Annotated in this window: 18 protein-coding genes; 9 read left to right on the top strand and 9 right to left on the bottom strand. The window is 56.2% G+C overall.

The annotated features are described in order from the left end of the window. Window positions 1-6 precede the first annotated feature (6 nt). The 7 genes from AC1DUP_RS27025 to hemE all read right to left on the bottom strand — a co-directional run bounded on the left by AC1DUP_RS27025 (window position 7) and on the right by hemE (window position 7,872). A complete protein-coding gene (locus AC1DUP_RS27025; RefSeq protein WP_477835754.1) occupies window positions 7-801 on the bottom strand; it encodes a ParA family protein in 795 nt (264 codons plus the stop codon). 19 nt (window positions 802-820) lie between these two features. Further along, complete coding sequence (gene rsmG, locus AC1DUP_RS27020) at window positions 821-1,438, bottom strand: 16S rRNA (guanine(527)-N(7))-methyltransferase RsmG (RefSeq protein ID WP_113300832.1); 618 nt, start codon at window positions 1,436-1,438, stop codon at window positions 821-823. A 28-nt stretch (window positions 1,439-1,466) separates the two neighbouring features. Continuing rightward, window positions 1,467-3,341: a tRNA uridine-5-carboxymethylaminomethyl(34) synthesis enzyme MnmG gene (gene mnmG, locus AC1DUP_RS27015; protein ID WP_113508698.1), complete on the bottom strand. Its 1,875-nt coding sequence runs from the start codon at window positions 3,339-3,341 to the stop codon at window positions 1,467-1,469. A 66-nt stretch (window positions 3,342-3,407) separates the two neighbouring features. Then, window positions 3,408-4,730 (bottom strand): tRNA uridine-5-carboxymethylaminomethyl(34) synthesis GTPase MnmE, encoded by a 1,323-nt coding sequence (mnmE, locus tag AC1DUP_RS27010; RefSeq protein WP_477835751.1) that lies wholly within the window; start codon window positions 4,728-4,730, stop codon window positions 3,408-3,410. Between the two features lie 105 nt (window positions 4,731-4,835). Then, complete coding sequence (gene rho / locus AC1DUP_RS27005; RefSeq protein WP_113300835.1) at window positions 4,836-6,101, bottom strand: transcription termination factor Rho; 1,266 nt, start codon at window positions 6,099-6,101, stop codon at window positions 4,836-4,838. A gap of 197 nt (window positions 6,102-6,298) precedes the next feature. Further along, the gene (gene hemJ / locus AC1DUP_RS27000) at window positions 6,299-6,835 is read right to left on the bottom strand and encodes a protoporphyrinogen oxidase HemJ (protein WP_477835749.1); all 537 of its coding nucleotides are present in this window, start codon (window positions 6,833-6,835) and stop codon (window positions 6,299-6,301) included. Beyond that, on the bottom strand, window positions 6,835-7,872 hold the full coding sequence (hemE, locus tag AC1DUP_RS26995) for a uroporphyrinogen decarboxylase (protein WP_477835747.1): 1,038 nt from the start codon (window positions 7,870-7,872) through the stop codon (window positions 6,835-6,837). The genes hemJ and hemE overlap by 1 nt, the downstream gene beginning before the upstream one ends. A 401-nt stretch (window positions 7,873-8,273) precedes the next feature. On the opposite strand from hemE, the gene AC1DUP_RS26990 reads away from it, so the two are divergent. Genes AC1DUP_RS26990 through dnaQ form a run of 5 tightly spaced genes read left to right on the top strand, consistent with a single transcriptional unit; the run spans window position 8,274 to window position 11,892 of the window. After that, window positions 8,274-9,095, top strand: coding sequence for a pyruvate, water dikinase regulatory protein (locus AC1DUP_RS26990; protein WP_477835745.1), 822 nt, complete (start codon window positions 8,274-8,276; stop codon window positions 9,093-9,095). A 33-nt stretch (window positions 9,096-9,128) separates the two neighbouring features. Further along, the gene (locus AC1DUP_RS26985; protein WP_477835743.1) at window positions 9,129-9,728 is read left to right on the top strand and encodes a Maf-like protein; all 600 of its coding nucleotides are present in this window, start codon (window positions 9,129-9,131) and stop codon (window positions 9,726-9,728) included. Continuing rightward, window positions 9,721-10,578 (top strand): shikimate dehydrogenase, encoded by an 858-nt coding sequence (locus AC1DUP_RS26980; RefSeq protein WP_477835741.1) that lies wholly within the window; start codon window positions 9,721-9,723, stop codon window positions 10,576-10,578. Before AC1DUP_RS26985 ends, AC1DUP_RS26980 begins: the two co-directional genes overlap by 8 nt. Further along, complete coding sequence (coaE, locus tag AC1DUP_RS26975; protein ID WP_113508704.1) at window positions 10,578-11,189, top strand: dephospho-CoA kinase; 612 nt, start codon at window positions 10,578-10,580, stop codon at window positions 11,187-11,189. Before AC1DUP_RS26980 ends, coaE begins: the two co-directional genes overlap by 1 nt. Continuing rightward, complete coding sequence (gene dnaQ, locus AC1DUP_RS26970) at window positions 11,182-11,892, top strand: DNA polymerase III subunit epsilon (protein ID WP_113300842.1); 711 nt, start codon at window positions 11,182-11,184, stop codon at window positions 11,890-11,892. Before coaE ends, dnaQ begins: the two co-directional genes overlap by 8 nt. A gap of 55 nt (window positions 11,893-11,947) precedes the next feature. Here dnaQ and secB read toward each other — a convergent pair whose 3' ends face one another. Together secB and AC1DUP_RS26960 are read right to left on the bottom strand one after the other, a co-directional pair. Beyond that, the gene (secB, locus tag AC1DUP_RS26965) at window positions 11,948-12,430 is read right to left on the bottom strand and encodes a protein-export chaperone SecB (protein WP_113300843.1); all 483 of its coding nucleotides are present in this window, start codon (window positions 12,428-12,430) and stop codon (window positions 11,948-11,950) included. 97 nt (window positions 12,431-12,527) lie between these two features. Continuing rightward, complete coding sequence (locus tag AC1DUP_RS26960; protein ID WP_477835738.1) at window positions 12,528-13,046, bottom strand: FxsA family protein; 519 nt, start codon at window positions 13,044-13,046, stop codon at window positions 12,528-12,530. Window positions 13,047-13,174: 128 nt separating this feature from the next. On the opposite strand from AC1DUP_RS26960, the gene AC1DUP_RS26955 reads away from it, so the two are divergent. The 4 genes from AC1DUP_RS26955 to AC1DUP_RS26940 are packed head-to-tail and all read left to right on the top strand — an operon-like array spanning window position 13,175 to window position 15,930. Continuing rightward, window positions 13,175-13,879, top strand: coding sequence for a Tim44/TimA family putative adaptor protein (locus tag AC1DUP_RS26955; protein ID WP_113300845.1), 705 nt, complete (start codon window positions 13,175-13,177; stop codon window positions 13,877-13,879). Then, a complete protein-coding gene (gene mltA / locus AC1DUP_RS26950) occupies window positions 13,872-14,987 on the top strand; it encodes a murein transglycosylase A (protein ID WP_477835736.1) in 1,116 nt (371 codons plus the stop codon). Before AC1DUP_RS26955 ends, mltA begins: the two co-directional genes overlap by 8 nt. Beyond that, window positions 14,987-15,556, top strand: coding sequence for a Smr/MutS family protein (locus AC1DUP_RS26945; protein WP_477835734.1), 570 nt, complete (start codon window positions 14,987-14,989; stop codon window positions 15,554-15,556). The genes mltA and AC1DUP_RS26945 overlap by 1 nt, the downstream gene beginning before the upstream one ends. Further along, the gene (locus tag AC1DUP_RS26940; protein ID WP_113300848.1) at window positions 15,553-15,930 is read left to right on the top strand and encodes a helix-turn-helix domain-containing protein; all 378 of its coding nucleotides are present in this window, start codon (window positions 15,553-15,555) and stop codon (window positions 15,928-15,930) included. The genes AC1DUP_RS26945 and AC1DUP_RS26940 overlap by 4 nt, the downstream gene beginning before the upstream one ends. Window positions 15,931-16,000: the final 70 nt, after the last annotated feature.

Below are 16,000 nucleotides of genomic sequence, written 5' to 3'. Positions count from 1 at the left end.
ACTCTTTCAAGCTGCCAGTCTTTGCCGCTCCCGCTGGATAACTTCGGATGCAAGCTGCAGATAGGCTTGGCTACCGGCGCATTTAAGATCGTAGAGAATTGCCGGTTTACCATATGAGGGTGCTTCGGAGACACGGACATTCCGCGGGATGAGCGTGTGATACACCTTCTCACCAAGGTGGGTCCGAACATCGTTGACGACCTGCTGCGCCAGATTGTTGCGAGCGTCGAACATCGTCAACACAATGCCCTGGATATCCAACTGCGGATTGACTGTTCGACGGACCTGATTAACGGTCTCCAGAAGCTGACTCAAACCTTCAAGCGCGAAGAACTCGCACTGCAACGGCACCAGCACAGAATGAGCTGCCGCCATGGCGTTCATCGTCAAGAGATTGAACGAGGGCGGGCAGTCGAGAAGAATATAAGAAAAGGCCAGAGCTTCAGAGGAAGACAATGCCTTCCTGAGCTTGAAGACGCGATCGCTGTCCTGGGAGATTTCCATCTCGACACCGAGCAGATCCATCGTCGACGGAATGATGAAAAGATTAGGAACAGCCGTTTCAAGCGCGGTCTGAGCGACACCAGCTTCCCCGACCATCAAATCGTAAGAGGAAAGCTTACGATTGCGGCGGTCGATTCCCAAACCAGTGCTTGCATTGCCTTGTGGGTCCAAATCGATAATTAGAACCCGCTCGCCGATGGCGGCGAGAGCGGTGGCCAAATTGATCGCGGTGGTCGTTTTCCCCACGCCACCTTTTTGATTTGCTATGGTGATAATCCGATTACGTTCGCCAACCATTGCCGCATTATCCAATTTGTTAAAACAAGCGCTGGAGCTTCGATATTTCGAGAATTACAGAATCTTGCTCAACAGCGCTATTATGTTCTAGCAGATCGAAGACCCAGCGACCACGCGCTTTCTGGGTTTCCCTCTGGTAATCTCGCCCTTTGTGAAAAAAAGCGCGGGTATTTTCCTTACCGACCATCCAGGGCGCAGCATATTCGATCAGCTTATCGAGATCAGCCAGTGCACGGGCGGAAATGGCATCGCAAGCGGGTATTGCCGCTGCTGCATCCTCGATCCTGATCGCATGCACCTCGCCTCGTGCGCCGGTTTCTCGCAGAGCGGTTCGCAGAAATGCTGCCTTCTTATTATTGCTTTCCACCATATGGACCCAGCCACCCTGCTGCTCAGCCAGAAAGATCGCCGTAATTATGCCGGGAAAGCCACCGCCACTTCCAAGATCGACCCAGTTTTGAGGGTGAGGGGAGATTTGGAATATCTGAGCACTATCTGAGATATGCCGGCTCCACATATCCCCCATGGTCGATGGAGCAACAAGGTTGATCGCCTTGGCCCATTTCGTGAAGAGATCAGCGAAATGCTGTAGCCGTTCCTGTGTTTCACGTGAAACACGCAATCCGTTTAATTCCATTCCAGCCGACTCTCAAACCGTGCAGTCACTACGCAACATGCTTACCGCCATCCTGGCGGCGACGAATATGCACCAACAAGAGGGAAATTGCCGCTGGCGTCATGCCATCCACTTTCATAGCTTGCGCGATATTCGAAGGCTTTTGGGCGCCAAGCTTGTTTTTCAGCTCGTTTGAAAGTCCCGATAGTGTGCTGTAATCAAAGCCATCGGGGATCAATCGACTCTCGTCTCGACGTTGTATCTCGATAGCAGCTGCCTGGCGATCCATATAAACCGAGTAGCTCGCCTCAATCTCTAGTGCTTCCGCCACCCTTTTGGAGAAAGAGCCTAGGTCGTTCCACACTCTGACCAGGTCACCCAGGCCATACTCGGGGTAGGAAAGAAGTTCATAGGCGCTACGGCGCTGACCATCCAGGTTTAGATTAAGACCAGCTTTGCGGGCTTCGGTAGGCGTCACCGCCAACGACTGAAGCAGCGACCGGCCGCTATCGAGCATCTCCCGATAGTCGGTAAACCGCTTGTTTCGCTCAGCGGAAATACATCCAAGCTCAAGTGCAACCGGCGTAAGCCGTGCATCGGCGTTGTCTGCGCGAAGAGTCAACCGATATTCCGCGCGTGAAGTGAACATTCGATACGGTTCCGTAACACCGCGCGATGTCAGATCATCAATCATCACACCGATATAGGAGTTGGTGCGACTGAAGACAAAGGGCGCTGAGTTGCTGCTCGAAAGTGCCGCGTTAAGGCCAGCCGCGAGCCCTTGCGCACCAGCTTCCTCGTAGCCCGTTGTCCCATTAATCTGGCCGGCCAGAAAAAGACCCGGAAGCTTCTTGACCTCCAATGTGGCCGACAGCTCCCGCGGATCAACGTGGTCATATTCAATGGCGTAGCCGGGGTGCAGGATCTCTACGCGTTCGAGGCCAGGAATTGTATGGATGAACGCCGCCTGCACGTCGGCGGGAAGCGAGGTAGAAATCCCGTTCGGGTAAACGGTATCGTCATCCAGCCCCTCTGGCTCCAGGAATATCTGATGACCGTCTCTCTCCCCAAACTTAACAAGCTTGTCCTCAATCGAAGGGCAATAACGAGGGCCAACACCTTCGATCTGCCCCGAATACATCGCCGATTTTTGCAGATTCTCGACGATGATACGATGCGTTGCCTCGGTCGTCCGCGTCACGCCGCAATCGACCTGCGGATTCACAATGCGATCCGTCATGAAAGAAAAGGGAACCAGTTCCTCATCCGCCGCCTGGCGCCCGACCGAATCCCAATCGATCGTCTTTCCACTTAGCCGCGCAGGAGTTCCGGTCTTCAGTCGACCCAACTTCAGGCCCAATCGACCAAGTGTCGCTGAAAGTCCAGTCGAAGGCGGCTCTCCGGTGCGGCCTGCGGGAGTCTTTTCACTTCCGATATGGATCAGTCCCCGCAGAAACGTTCCTGTGGTAATGACAACCGAAGGGCTCGAGAAGAGCCTCCCATCCTGCATTATTACGCCAGCGACTCGATTTTCCTTCACATCGAGATCGAACGCATCGCCCTCGACAACTTCAAGGTTCGCGATGGATTCAATCGCCTCCAGCATCGCCAGGCGGTAGAGCTTTCGATCCGCCTGGGTGCGTGGACCGCGAACCGCTGCACCCTTTTTCTTATTCAGCATCCGGAATTGAATTCCGGCAGCATCAGCGATTCGGCCCATAAGGCCATCCATGGCGTCGATCTCACGAACCAGATGTCCTTTACCCAGGCCGCCAATGGCCGGGTTGCAGGACATGACACCTATCGTATCGCGTCGATGCGTGATCAAAGCGGTTTTTGCACCCATCCGCGCCGCAGCCGCAGCTGCTTCGGATCCAGCGTGACCACCGCCGATTACGATAACATCAAAATTATTGGCGCTCATGCGCAACTCCACAAAAGGTTTCACGTGAAACTATTCGCGACCTCGACGAATATTGTTCCACGTGAATCATTTTCCGACACAGAATTCCGAGAAGATCACGCCAAGAAGATCTTCCACGTCAACCCGTCCGGTAATACGCCCCAGATGATCGCCTGCAAGTCTTAAAGACTCCGCTCTGATCTCCAAGCTCTGGCCCGTCTGATCAATCGCCATCGACAAAGCACTCAAACATTCAAAGAGCGAATTTCTGTGTCGCTGCCTGGTGGGTACAGACAAAGACAATCCTCCGAACTTCTGCTCGATGAAGGAAGAAACAAAGCTCCGAAGCTCGAGTAGGCCGTCACCCGTCACTGTCGAAATTTGAAGGTCATATAAGGCAGCGGAAGGATATAGGTCTCGCTTGGTGCCGACAATAACATGCGACGATGCTCGCTCCAAGTCGGAAGGATTTATCGGCGATGGAGATCCCATATCCGCCAAAAAGACGACGAGATCGGCATTGCCCACCGCAACATGTGCTCTCCTGACGCCTTCCTGCTCGACGATATCGGCTGTCTCTCGTAACCCCGCGGTGTCGTAGAGCCTCACCAGATAGCCGTTCAGATTGATATCAACATGGAGCACATCGCGTGTCGTACCGGCGATATCAGTGACGATTGCCACGTCCCGTTGAGCAAACCAGTTCATCAAGCTGGACTTGCCTGCATTGGGCGCGCCAGCAATGACAATTTTAAAACCGTCGCGGACAATCTCTCCTACTGCGGCATAGGAAACATGATTCTCTATCTGCCCGCGCAGCTCCATTAACGACGCCCAGACCTGGTCGGAAACAGATCCGGGGATGTCATCCTCGTCCGGAAAATCAAGTTCCGCTTCGATCAGAGCACGAGATCGCGTAATTCGTTCCGCCCACGAATCGTATAGGCGCGACAAACCACCTAAGCTCTGCTCGAGCGCCAAACGACGCTGCATTTCGGTCTCGGCCGCGATTAGGTCCGCTAGGCCTTCAACTTCAACAAGATCAAGCTTGCCGTTTTCGAATGCGCGACGACTGAACTCGCCTTCCATTGCTAGCCGGGTCCCGGGAAATGTTGCCAATTCGCCCAAGAGAGCCGATATGACCGCTCTTGAACCATGTATCTGGAATTCCACAGAGTCTTCACCGGTGAAAGACGCTGGACCAGGAAAGAAAAGGACCAGTCCGGCGTCGATCGGCAAACCGTTCCGAGTCCGAATCGTTCGATAAGCAGCATTTCGCGGTGACGGGATCTCCCCGATCAGTCTCTGAAGGATTTCCTGGCTCTGTACTCCACTGACACGAACGACAGATACGCCTGACGGAGGAGCACCGCTGGAGAGAGCGAATATGGTGTCGTTCCACATTTCCATATTGTGTTCGGCCTATCGGTTCGTTTCCGAATCAATTCAAAACAGAAAAGGCTGGCGGTCGCACGAACGACTCACCAGCCTCGATCCGAAGAATCCGGCTAATAATCAGGTATTCATCGACTCGAAGAAGTCACCATTATTCTTCGTCTGCTTCAGCTTGTCGATAAGGAATTCGATCGCATCGGTAGTGCCCATCGGGGCAAGGATACGACGGAGAACGAAGATCTTCTGCAGATCCTGACGGGGAACCAGCAGGTCTTCCTTACGTGTGCCGGACTTGAGAATATCCATTGCCGGGAAGATACGCTTGTCCGCGACCTTACGATCAAGAACGATTTCCGAGTTGCCGGTACCCTTGAACTCTTCGAAGATGACTTCGTCCATACGGCTGCCGGTGTCGATCAGAGCCGTCGCAATGATGGTCAGTGAACCACCTTCTTCGATGTTACGTGCCGCACCGAAGAAGCGCTTCGGGCGCTGCAGCGCGTTTGCGTCAACACCACCGGTCAGAACCTTGCCAGAAGAAGGTACGACCGTATTGTAGGCTCGGCCAAGGCGGGTGATCGAGTCGAGCAGGATGACAACATCGCGGCCATGTTCCACGAGGCGCTTAGCCTTTTCGATCACCATCTCGGCGACCTGAACGTGGCGGACGGCCGGCTCGTCGAATGTGGAAGAAATGACTTCGCCGCGGACCGACCGCTGCATGTCCGTGACTTCCTCCGGGCGTTCATCGATCAATAGAACAATCAGATAGCATTCCGGATGGTTCGCGGTAATTGAGTGAGCGATGTTCTGCAAGAGAACCGTTTTACCCGTACGGGGCGGAGCAACGATCAGGCCGCGCTGGCCCTTGCCGAGAGGCGCCACGAGATCGATCACGCGAGGCGAAAGATCCTTGGTGGTCGGGACATCCAGTTCCATCTTAAAGCGCTCGTTCGGATAGAGCGGCGTCAGATTGTCGAAGTGAACCTTGTGACGGATCTTTTCCGGATCGTCGAAGTTGATTGTGTTGACCTTCAGGAGCGCAAAATAACGTTCGCCCTCTTTCGGACCGCGGATCGGACCCTCGACAGTATCGCCGGTCTTCAGCGAGAAGCGGCGGATCTGGGACGGGGAGATATAGATATCGTCCGGACCGGGAAGATAGTTAGCATTTGCAGAGCGCAGGAACCCGAAACCATCCTGCAGGACTTCAACGACGCCTTCGCCGATGATTTCGATGTCCTGGCTGGCAAGAACCTTGAGGATTGCAAACATGAGCTCCTGCTTGCGCATCGTGCTCGCATTCTCGACCTCGAGCGATTCGGCGAAAGCCAGAAGATCCGTCGGGGATTTACTCTTAAGTTCCTGAAGCTTCATTTCAGCCATGAAGTGACCAATACTCGTTATTTTATAAGGGGAAAGGCGATGTTGGGTCGTTTTCGGTACTGCGAAAGGGCTCGCAGGCGACTGAACTCTACACACATGCCACGAAGATGAGGTGGCCGGAAAATAGCGAGTCAGAACCCCTCCCGCAAGGGGGCTGCTTAAAATGACTGAAATTTAACTGCAGCAACTCCTGGGCTTCAAAAAGGCTTCACCACCACCAGGATGACGATGAGGATCATTAGGGCTGTTGGCGCTTCATTCATGAAGCGCCAGTAACGCGCCGAACGACGGTTTTCATCGCGCTCGAAGGCCCGCACAGCCCTGCTGAAAAAGACATGGACGACCGTCAGGAGAACAACCAGTCCGATCTTTGCATGCAGCCACCCGCCCTGGAAATCATAAACCGACCAGGCAAGATAAAGGCCAAAGATCCAGGTCAGCATCATCGCCGGGTTCATGATGATCTTGAGCAACCGGCGTTCCATCACCTTGAAGGTCTCGGATTGAATCGAACCGGGTTCCGCATCCGTGTGGTAGATGAAAAGGCGGGGCATGTAGAAAAGCCCGGCCATCCACGAGATCACGGCGATGATATGCAGCGCCTTGATCCAGAGATAGAGATTGTCGGGGGTCCAGACGAAGAGGCCGACTGCAAGAAGAGCGAAAAAGGCGAGCGCAAAATGGGCACGCCGGCGGGCATAGGCACCCGGTTTTTGATCCGTCTGCTTTTCCATCACGCAACCCCAGCGCCACGCACGCGCTCGACAAGCAGGCGCACGTTCTCCGGGTCCGCCTGTGGCGTAATGCCATGACCGAGATTGAAGATCAGCGGCCCGTTTCCAAGCGCCTGAAGAATATCATCGATACCATCCTCAAGCGAACGGCCGCCCGCCACAACACGCATCGGATCGAGATTGCCTTGAACCGGTCCGTCCTTCTGCAACTCGGCCGCAAAGGCAAGCGGTACAGACCAATCGAGCCCGATCGCATCTGCGCCCGTCTTCTGCCGATAGGTCTTCAGCTGGTAGCCGGCACCTTTGGCAAAGGCGATGATCCGCGCTTGCGGCCGCCGAGCCTTGATCGAAGCAATCATGCGGGCAACCGGACGGATAGCAAAGGCTTCGAATTCCCTCTCGCCGAGAACGCCGGCCCAGGAATCGAAGATCTGGACTGCATCGGCGCCGGCATCGATCTGCGCCACGAGATAGTCGGCGGAGACATCGGCAAGCAGCATCAATAAATGCTCGAACGCGCGCGGATGCTTGTAGGCGAACAGACGGGCAGGCGCCTGGTCCGGGGTGCCGTGACCGGCAATCATATAGGTCGCAACCGTCCAGGGAGCGCCACAGAAGCCGAGGAGCGTCGTCTCTGGAGGAAGCTCGTCCCTCAGACGCTTCACCGTCTCCAGGACTGGCTGCAGATAATCCACGACATATTCTCCATCCAGTCCGGCGATGCCTGTCTCATCGATCGGATCCATTTCCGGACCATGCCCTTCGGTAAAGCGCACATTGCGCTTCATCGCATCAGGGATGACCAGGATATCGGAAAACAAGATGGCTGCGTCAAAGCCATAGCGCCGTATCGGCTGAAGCGTGACCTCCACCGCATAGTCGGGCGAATAACAGAGATCGAGGAAACTTCCTGCCTTGGCGCGTGTTTGCCTGTATTCCGGCAGATAACGACCTGCCTGCCTCATCAACCAGAGGGGAGGGGGCGTGAGGGTCTCACCATCGAGAACCCGCATAATTTTCCGGCGCGTTTCGCTCAAGCGCTTCTTCCCTATAAAAAATCAAAGATATTTTAAAAGGTTTCTATTTCTTAGAGTCGGTGTCTATCAAGGATTAAAATCCATCCACCGCCGACGCCAATTGTCACGCAGCCCGGAACAACTCGAATAAAAAATCGCCTATCGTTTCAAAAACTATGGAAAATTCGAATCCTGAAGAGATTCCAGAGGCTTCGTCGATACCGGTTTGAAACCCTCTCTGTGGATAGACTGTGGATGAATGTAGGACATATCGATATCGTCCCCGTCATCCACAAGCATCGAAGATATGACATCGCAAAAACCGGAATGTGGATAAGGAGGCAGGTTTTCCCTTGCCTCGGTCCACCCCGGCCCATTAGCTCTTCGCCATCCAGTCTTTTCAACAGGCGACGGAAAATAGCGTGGAGAACAGAACGAACTTCTTCCATCTGCATCTGATTTCTGACTCGACGGGAGAGACTCTCATCTCTGCCGGCCGCGCTGCATCGGCGCAGTTCAAGTCAAGCCAGCCAATCGAACATGTCTACCCGCTGATCAGGAATCGCAAACAGCTGCTGCCGGTCCTACAGGCAATCGACAATGAACCCGGCATCGTGCTCTACACGATCGTCGACCGCGAACTCGCAACCCTCATAGATGAGCGTTGCGCGGAGATGGGCGTAGCATCGGTCAATGTCCTGGAGCCAGTCATCGGTGCGTTCCAGATCTATCTTGGTGCGCCATCAAGGCGTCGCGTCGGCGCCCAGCACGTCATGAACGCCGGATATTTCGCCCGGATCGAAGCCCTGAATTTCACCATGGATCATGACGACGGTCAGATGCATGAGGATTATAATGAAGCTGACGTCGTCATCGTCGGCATCAGTCGTACGTCGAAGACGCCGACCAGCATCTATCTCGCAAACCGCGGCATCAAGACTGCGAACATACCCATCGTCTATGGCGTGCCTTTGCCGGAGGGCTTGCTGACCGCGACCAAACCTCTTGTCGTCTGCCTCATCGCTACCACCGACCGGATTTCTCAAGTTCGCGAAAATCGCCTGCTCGGAACGACTCCCGGTTTCGACCGCGAACACTACACTGATCGTGCCGCAATCTCCGAGGAGCTGAAATATGCACGATCTCTCTGCGCCCGGCATAATTGGCCGATGATCGATGTGACGCGACGCTCGATCGAGGAAACGGCAGCGGCCATCGTTGCCCTGCGGCCGAAGCTACGTTAAGCGCTGAATAACCGAATCGCTGCCGAGGATTTGATGACACCGAAGCTCGTTCTTGCATCGTCGAGCCCGTTCCGGCGGATGCTGATGGAAAATGCGGGCCTTGCGTTTGAAGCGCATGCCGCTCAAATCGACGAACGGTCAATCGAGGCGCCGCTGGAAAAATCGGGTGCAACGCCGGATGAGGTGGCGCTCGTTCTCGCGCAAGCAAAGGCGAACGACGTCAGCCGGCGTTTCAGCGGCGCGCTGGTCATTGGTTCCGACCAGACAATGTCACTCGGTTCGCGGGTTTTTCACAAGCCGAAGGATATGGATGATGCTGCCAATCATCTGCGTGTACTCGCGGGTAAGACGCATCGCTTGAATAGCGCAATCGCAATCGTCCGTGGCGCAGAAGTCTTGTGGCGGTACGTTGCGCACGCCGAACTGACGATGCGCCCATTGGCGGATGATTTTATCGCGCGTCATCTGGAACGCGTTGGCACAAAAGCACTGGCGAGTGTCGGCGCCTATCAGCTCGAAGGGGAGGGGATCCAGCTGTTCGAGAAGATCGACGGCGATTATTTCACGATCCTTGGCCTGCCGATGTTACCCCTTCTTGCAAAACTCCGGAAACTGGAAGCGATCGATGGATGATTCACGTGAAACACATGGGCCGAAAGCGTTTGTCACGGGCTTTCCCGTCAAGCACTCGCGCTCGCCATTGATCCATGGACATTGGCTGAAAACGCTCAATCTGCCCGGCAGCTACCGAGCCCATGAAGTTGCCCCGGAAGCCTTTGGGGATTTCATCACTTCATTGCGGGATGGCAGCGCCGGTTTTGTCGGCGGCAACGTCACGATCCCTCACAAGGAACTGGCGACCAAACTTGCCGACCAGCCGGACGAGCTCTCGGAAGAGCTTGGCGCGTCGAACACGCTGTGGCTGGAGGATGGAAGACTTCTTGCCACCAACACCGATGGCCGCGGTTTCACCGCCAATCTCGACGACCGTCACCCCGGCTGGGACCGTCATGACAAGGTCGTCATCTTCGGCGCGGGGGGCGCGAGCCGTGCTGTCATCCAGGCTGTTCGCGAGCGCGGCTTCAGAGAAATCCACGTCGTCAATCGTACGGTCGAGAGAGCACGTGAACTGGCCGATCGCTTTGGCTCGAAAGTCCATGGCCATCCGACGGGCGCACTTGGTGAAGTCATGAAAGGTGCGGGGCTGTTCATCAATACCACATCGCTCGGGATGGATGGCGAGGCGGCGCCCGCGATCGACTTCTCGCCGCTTGCCTCGGATGCCGTGGTCACCGACATCGTCTACGTGCCGCTGAAAACGCCGATCCTCGCTCAGGCGGCGCAACAGGGTTTCGCCATCGTCGATGGTCTCGGCATGCTGCTGCACCAGGCCGCGCCCGGGTTTGAAAAATGGTTCGGCAAACGGCCGGTCGTCGATGAAACGCTGCGAGCTCTGATCATCGCGGATATGGAAAAACACTGATGCTGAGGATCGGCCTGACTGGCTCTATCGGGATGGGCAAGTCGACGACGGCGAAGCTCTTTGCCGAAGCCGATGTGCCCGTCAACGATTCCGATGCTGTCGTGCATGATCTGTATGCCGGCGAGGCAGCCCCCCTGGTCGATGCCGCGTTTCCCGGCACGATGAAAAGCAGTGCCGTCGACCGTCAGGAGCTCGGCCGTCAGCTCGCGCAAAACCCGGACAGTTTCAAACGGCTCGAACAAATCGTTCATCCGCTGGTCCGCAAACGAGAAAGCGAATTCCTGGACCGACAGCGACAGGCGGGCGCGGACATGGTGGTGCTCGATATACCCCTGCTTTTCGAAACCGGCGCCGAACAAAGGGTCGATGCAATCGTCGTCGTCAGCGCTGATCCACAGATTCAGCGCGAAAGAGTGCTTGCGCGTCCGAACATGACGGAGGAAAAATTCAATATGATTCTCTCCCGCCAGATATCAGATGCGGAAAAGCGTCGCCGGGCTGACTATATCGTGGATACCGGCCACGGCATCGAGGCGGCAAGAAAACAGGTGGCTGAGATCATCGCCGACCTGAAAAGACGGATAGCGAAGGAAGAAGCCCCGCATGCGTGAAATCATTTTCGATACGGAAACCACCGGCCTCGACAATCGCACGGACCGTATCATCGAAATTGGCGGCATTGAGCTCTTCAACCATTTTCCGACAGGCAGGACGATCCACCTTTTCGTCAATCCGGGCGATCAGAAAGTTCATCCCGACGCACTCGCCGTCCACGGCATCACAGATGAATTCCTGAAGGACAAACCGCCTTTTGCCGATGTCGTCGAGCAGGTCCTGGAATTCTTCGGCGACGGCAAATGGATCGCCCACAACGCTACCTTCGATATGGGCTTCATCAACTCCGAACTAGCCCGGATCAGCCTGCCGCCGATCCTGCCGGATCGCGTCATCGATACCCTGTCGCTTGCTCGACGCAAGCATCCGATGGGTCCGAATTCGCTGGATGCTCTCTGCCGTCGTTATGGCATCGACAACTCGCACCGTACGAAACACGGCGCCCTTCTCGACTCCGAGCTTCTCGCCGAAGTTTATATCGAGATGATCGGTGGTCGGCAGACAGCACTCGGTCTTGCCGGCCCCGCGAGACAGCGCGCTGATGACGTCTCGGTCGAGGAGGTCGTGATCGCCGCCATCATCGAGCGGCCCCGTCCACTGGCGCCGCGATTGAGCGAAGCGGAGGCCGAGGCCCACGACGCCTTGATCGCCAAGCTTGGTCAAAAGGCGGTCTGGTCGAAATACGATCAGCTCAACTGAAAACAAAAATGCCCGGGCAAAACCCGGGCATTGAATATCCGTCTGGTAAGACCGCTTAGTTCGGAACGGCCTGAACCTTGGAACGGGTCTGTTCCTCGGCAACGCGCTGCGCAAACATCTGCGCGAAATCGATCGGATCGATCATCAGCGGCGGGAAGCCGCCATTGCGCGTGACGTCGGCAATGATCTGGCGTGCAAACGGGAAGAGCATACGCGGGCACTCGATGAAGAGAACCGGCAGCATGTGCTCCTGCGGGAAGCCGGCAACGCGGAAGACGCCGCCATAGACGAGCTCGGTATGGAATACCGTCTTGTCGCCTTCCTTGGCTTCAGCGATCAGCGAAAGCACGACATCGAAATCCGTATCGGACAGCGGATTGGCATTGACGTTCACATTGATGTTGATCGCCGGTGCCTTGTCACGAGCCTGAAGCGAACGCGGTGCGCCCGGATTTTCGAAGGAAAGATCCTTGACGTATTGGGCAAGGATCGAAAGGGTCGGGCTCGCTGCACCGTTGCTGTTGTTGTCGTCTGCCATGGGATTTTCCTCGAGGGGCATTGGATGGTGCCGCCATCTAACATTTCGGGGATGGGCTTACAACCCTGGGCGCCCGGCGCAGCAATACGTCGCCGCATCAGTCGCCGAGCTGTTTGCCGGACCAGGGCGACTTGCCGTCCGGTTCCCGATGATAGTCCTCTTCATCGAGATCGACCACCTTTGAATCGCTCGAATTACCCGGCCGGCTTCGAAAATCCGGACGCGAGGACGCGGAAGATCCAGTGCCACCGGTGCCGACAACGACGAAGCGCTTGGCGATCGACCGCCAAAGCAGATTGCGAACCTGCGGAATGAGGAGCAGGATCGCCAGGATATCGGAGAGAAAGCCCGGGATGATGAAAAGTAGCGAGGCAATCACATTCATCGCCGGATCGAGCAACTCGCGTCCGGGCATGGTGCCATTGCGACCTTCGGCGGACATGCGTCGCAATATGCCGATACCCTGCCGACGCAGGAGGAATGAGCCGACGACAAAGCCCAGCACGACAAGCGCCAGAGTCGCTGCAAGCCCGATCGCGCGGCCGACAATCACGAAGCCGGCGATCTCGGCGAGCGGCAAAAGCAGCACAAAAACCGGCAGCATGGAAAAACGCATCTATCTATCCCGAGTGCTCGGGCTCCTCTTGGCACTGGCGAAGATACCAGCCATGATTTGAATCATCCGTGTAGCCGGACTATATGGTGATAGAAATCAGGGATGTTAACAGCGAATAGCGGCGGGATATGAGTTCAAACGACTTCATTACATTATTTTTTCTGGTGGCGGCGGTGCTGATTTTCTTTCAGCTCCGGTCCGTTCTTGGACGCCGCACGGGAAATGAGAAGCCGCCGCGTGATCTCTATACGCCACGGGATGCCGCGCAGAACGATACCGCCGATGCCGGCAAGGTCGTAACCCTGCCGCGACGTGATGCGAATGGCGAAGAGGAAGAGCGATTCTCCGCAATTGACGCTTTTGCGCCGGCCGGCACGCCGCTGAACGAATCTCTGCGCGCGCTCAACAGGTCCGATCCGTCTTTCAATCCGAAGGAATTCCTGAACGGCGCCCGAATGGCATACGAGATGATCGTCATGGCCTTCGCGGATGGTGACCGGAAAACTCTGAAGAACCTTCTCTCCCGCGAAGTCTATGACGGCTTCGACGCGGCGATCACCGATCGCGAAAACAAGGGCGAAAAGATGAAGTCCACTTTTGTCGGCATCGACAAGGCGGAGATCACTCACGCCGAGACGAAGGGCAGTGAAGCCCAGATCACAGTCCGCATCATCAGCCAGTTGATCTCTGCCACCTATGACAAGAATGAGACGTTGATTGACGGCGATGCCGAGAATGTCGCCGAGGTCAACGATCTCTGGACCTTCGCGCGCGACACTCGTTCGCGTGATCCCAACTGGAAACTCGTGGCAACCGAATCGGAACATGAGTGACATAGCGGACTTCGCCCTTCAGGCAGTCGGTTTCGATGCATTGGAAGGCTGGGGGGATGATGATCCCTCCAGCCTTTTTGAAGTGATGGCTAACTGTCGGCGCCATATTTTCGAAACAAAACCCTATCGCACTGGGTCGCTGCGGCTGACTTCGGCCGATCTCCTTCCGTTGCTGGAGGAAGCCGAGACATTTCATCCGTCTTCGGCAAGGGAGGCGCGCGCCTTTTTCGAGAAGCGTTGTCAGCCGTTCCGGATTGTCCGGGCCGACGGCATCAGTGGTTTCGTCACTGCCTTCTACGAACCGGAAATCGAAGTTTCCGCTACACCAGATGCTGCGTTCCGTTTTCCGATCTACCGGCGCCCGGACGATCTTATTGACCTCGACGATCAGAACCGCCCCGCGACACTGGACAGCACTTACGCATTCGCACGCCTGCGTGATGGTCTGATCGATGCCTATCCGGATCGCCGTGCCATTGATCAAGGCTATCTGGACAATCGCGGTCTGGAGATTGCATGGGCAAAATCGAAGGTCGATCTTTTCTTCGTTCATGTGCAGGGCGCCGCCCGCCTGCGCTATCCGGATGGCAGTATCGGTCGCATCACTTATGCCGCAAAAGCCGGCCACCCTTTTTCAGCTATCGGCAAGCTACTGATCGACCGCGGCGAAATCGACCGTGCAGACATATCCATGCAGTCGATCCGCGCCTGGCTCGCTGCCCATCCGGACCAGGTCGACGAAATCCTCTGGCATAACCGTTCCTATATCTTTTTTCGCGAAGCATCCGTGGATGATCCGAATGCGGGGCCGATCGCCGCGGCAAAGGTACCGCTGCTCGCGGGGCGTTCGCTTGCCGTCGATCGTCTGATCCACACATTTGGCTTTCCGTTCTTCATCCGCTCTGCGACCCTGACACATCTCGATGGCGGCAAGCCGTTTCAACGGCTGATGCTGGCGCTGGACACTGGTTCGGCAATCGTCGGTCCTGCGCGCGGCGACATCTTTACCGGTTCGGGTTACGCTGCGGGCGAACTGGCAGGAACGGTGCGCAACGATGCCGATTTTGCAATTCTCGTTCCGAATGCCGCCGCTGCGAGGTTCCACTAGTGGCGAAAGACCGCAAGCTGAGCTCGGACGAGAGAATTCTCTGGGGCAGGGTGGCCCGCAGCACCCGGCCCATGCCCGGAAAGACGGATGAATTGACCGCGCTCGACGCCTTTCTGCTGGAAGCCGAGGCGGCGGTAGAGCGGGATAAGGCCGAAAAGCAGAAGACGACTTCACCCGTTCCTCAGCAAACTGCAGTACAGGTGCCTGCAAAGCAGCCGTCGGGCGTCCACCATCCACTGGAGCGGCCGGTCAAGCGCAAGATCGCCAAGGGCAAGCTGGCTCTTGAAGCGCGCATCGACCTTCACGGCATGGTGCAGAGCCAAGCGCATTCCTTCCTGCTCGATTTCCTGATCCGGGCCCATGAGCGGGGCATGCGGCATGTCCTCGTCATTACCGGCAAGGGCAGTTCCATGGGCAGTGAAGGTGCCTTGAAACGCGCTGTGCCGCTCTGGTTTTCCAAACCGGAATTCCGTTTTCTGATTTCTTCCTATGAATCGGCCGCCCCGCATCACGGCGGCGAGGGCGCACTCTATATCCGCCTCTCCCGACGTGCCGGGGAAACATCTTGACGCCGTTTGCAGAGGCAGTCCGCAAGCTGCGCGCCCGCAAGGGCGTGACGCAGAAACAGATGGCGGCCGCTCTGAATGTTTCGCCGGCCTATCTCTCCGCTCTCGAGCACGGAAAGCGCGGTGTACCGAGTTTCGACCTTCTGCAGCGCATCGCCGGTTACTTCAACATCATCTGGGACGAGGCCGAGGAACTCTTCCTTGTTGCCGGCTCTTCCGATCCGCGTGTGATCGTGGATACGTCAGGTCTGCCCCCCGAATATACCGCATTTGCCAATCGTCTCGCAAAGCGGATTCGCAACCTTGACAGCGCCGATATCGCCCGGCTATCCGCGTTTCTTGAAAATGGCGGCAAAGGGGACGGAAAAGCGTCATAATCCCCTGATTTATGCCTTGTTTTAGGGCCTTGCCATTGGGAACTCGCTGCAAAAAACCTATATTCGACAT

Source organism: Rhizobium sp. 01L419 (genome assembly GCF_056400025.1).
The sequence above is the reverse complement of the archived record's forward strand: the minus strand, read 5'-3'. Positions and strand labels throughout refer to the sequence as shown.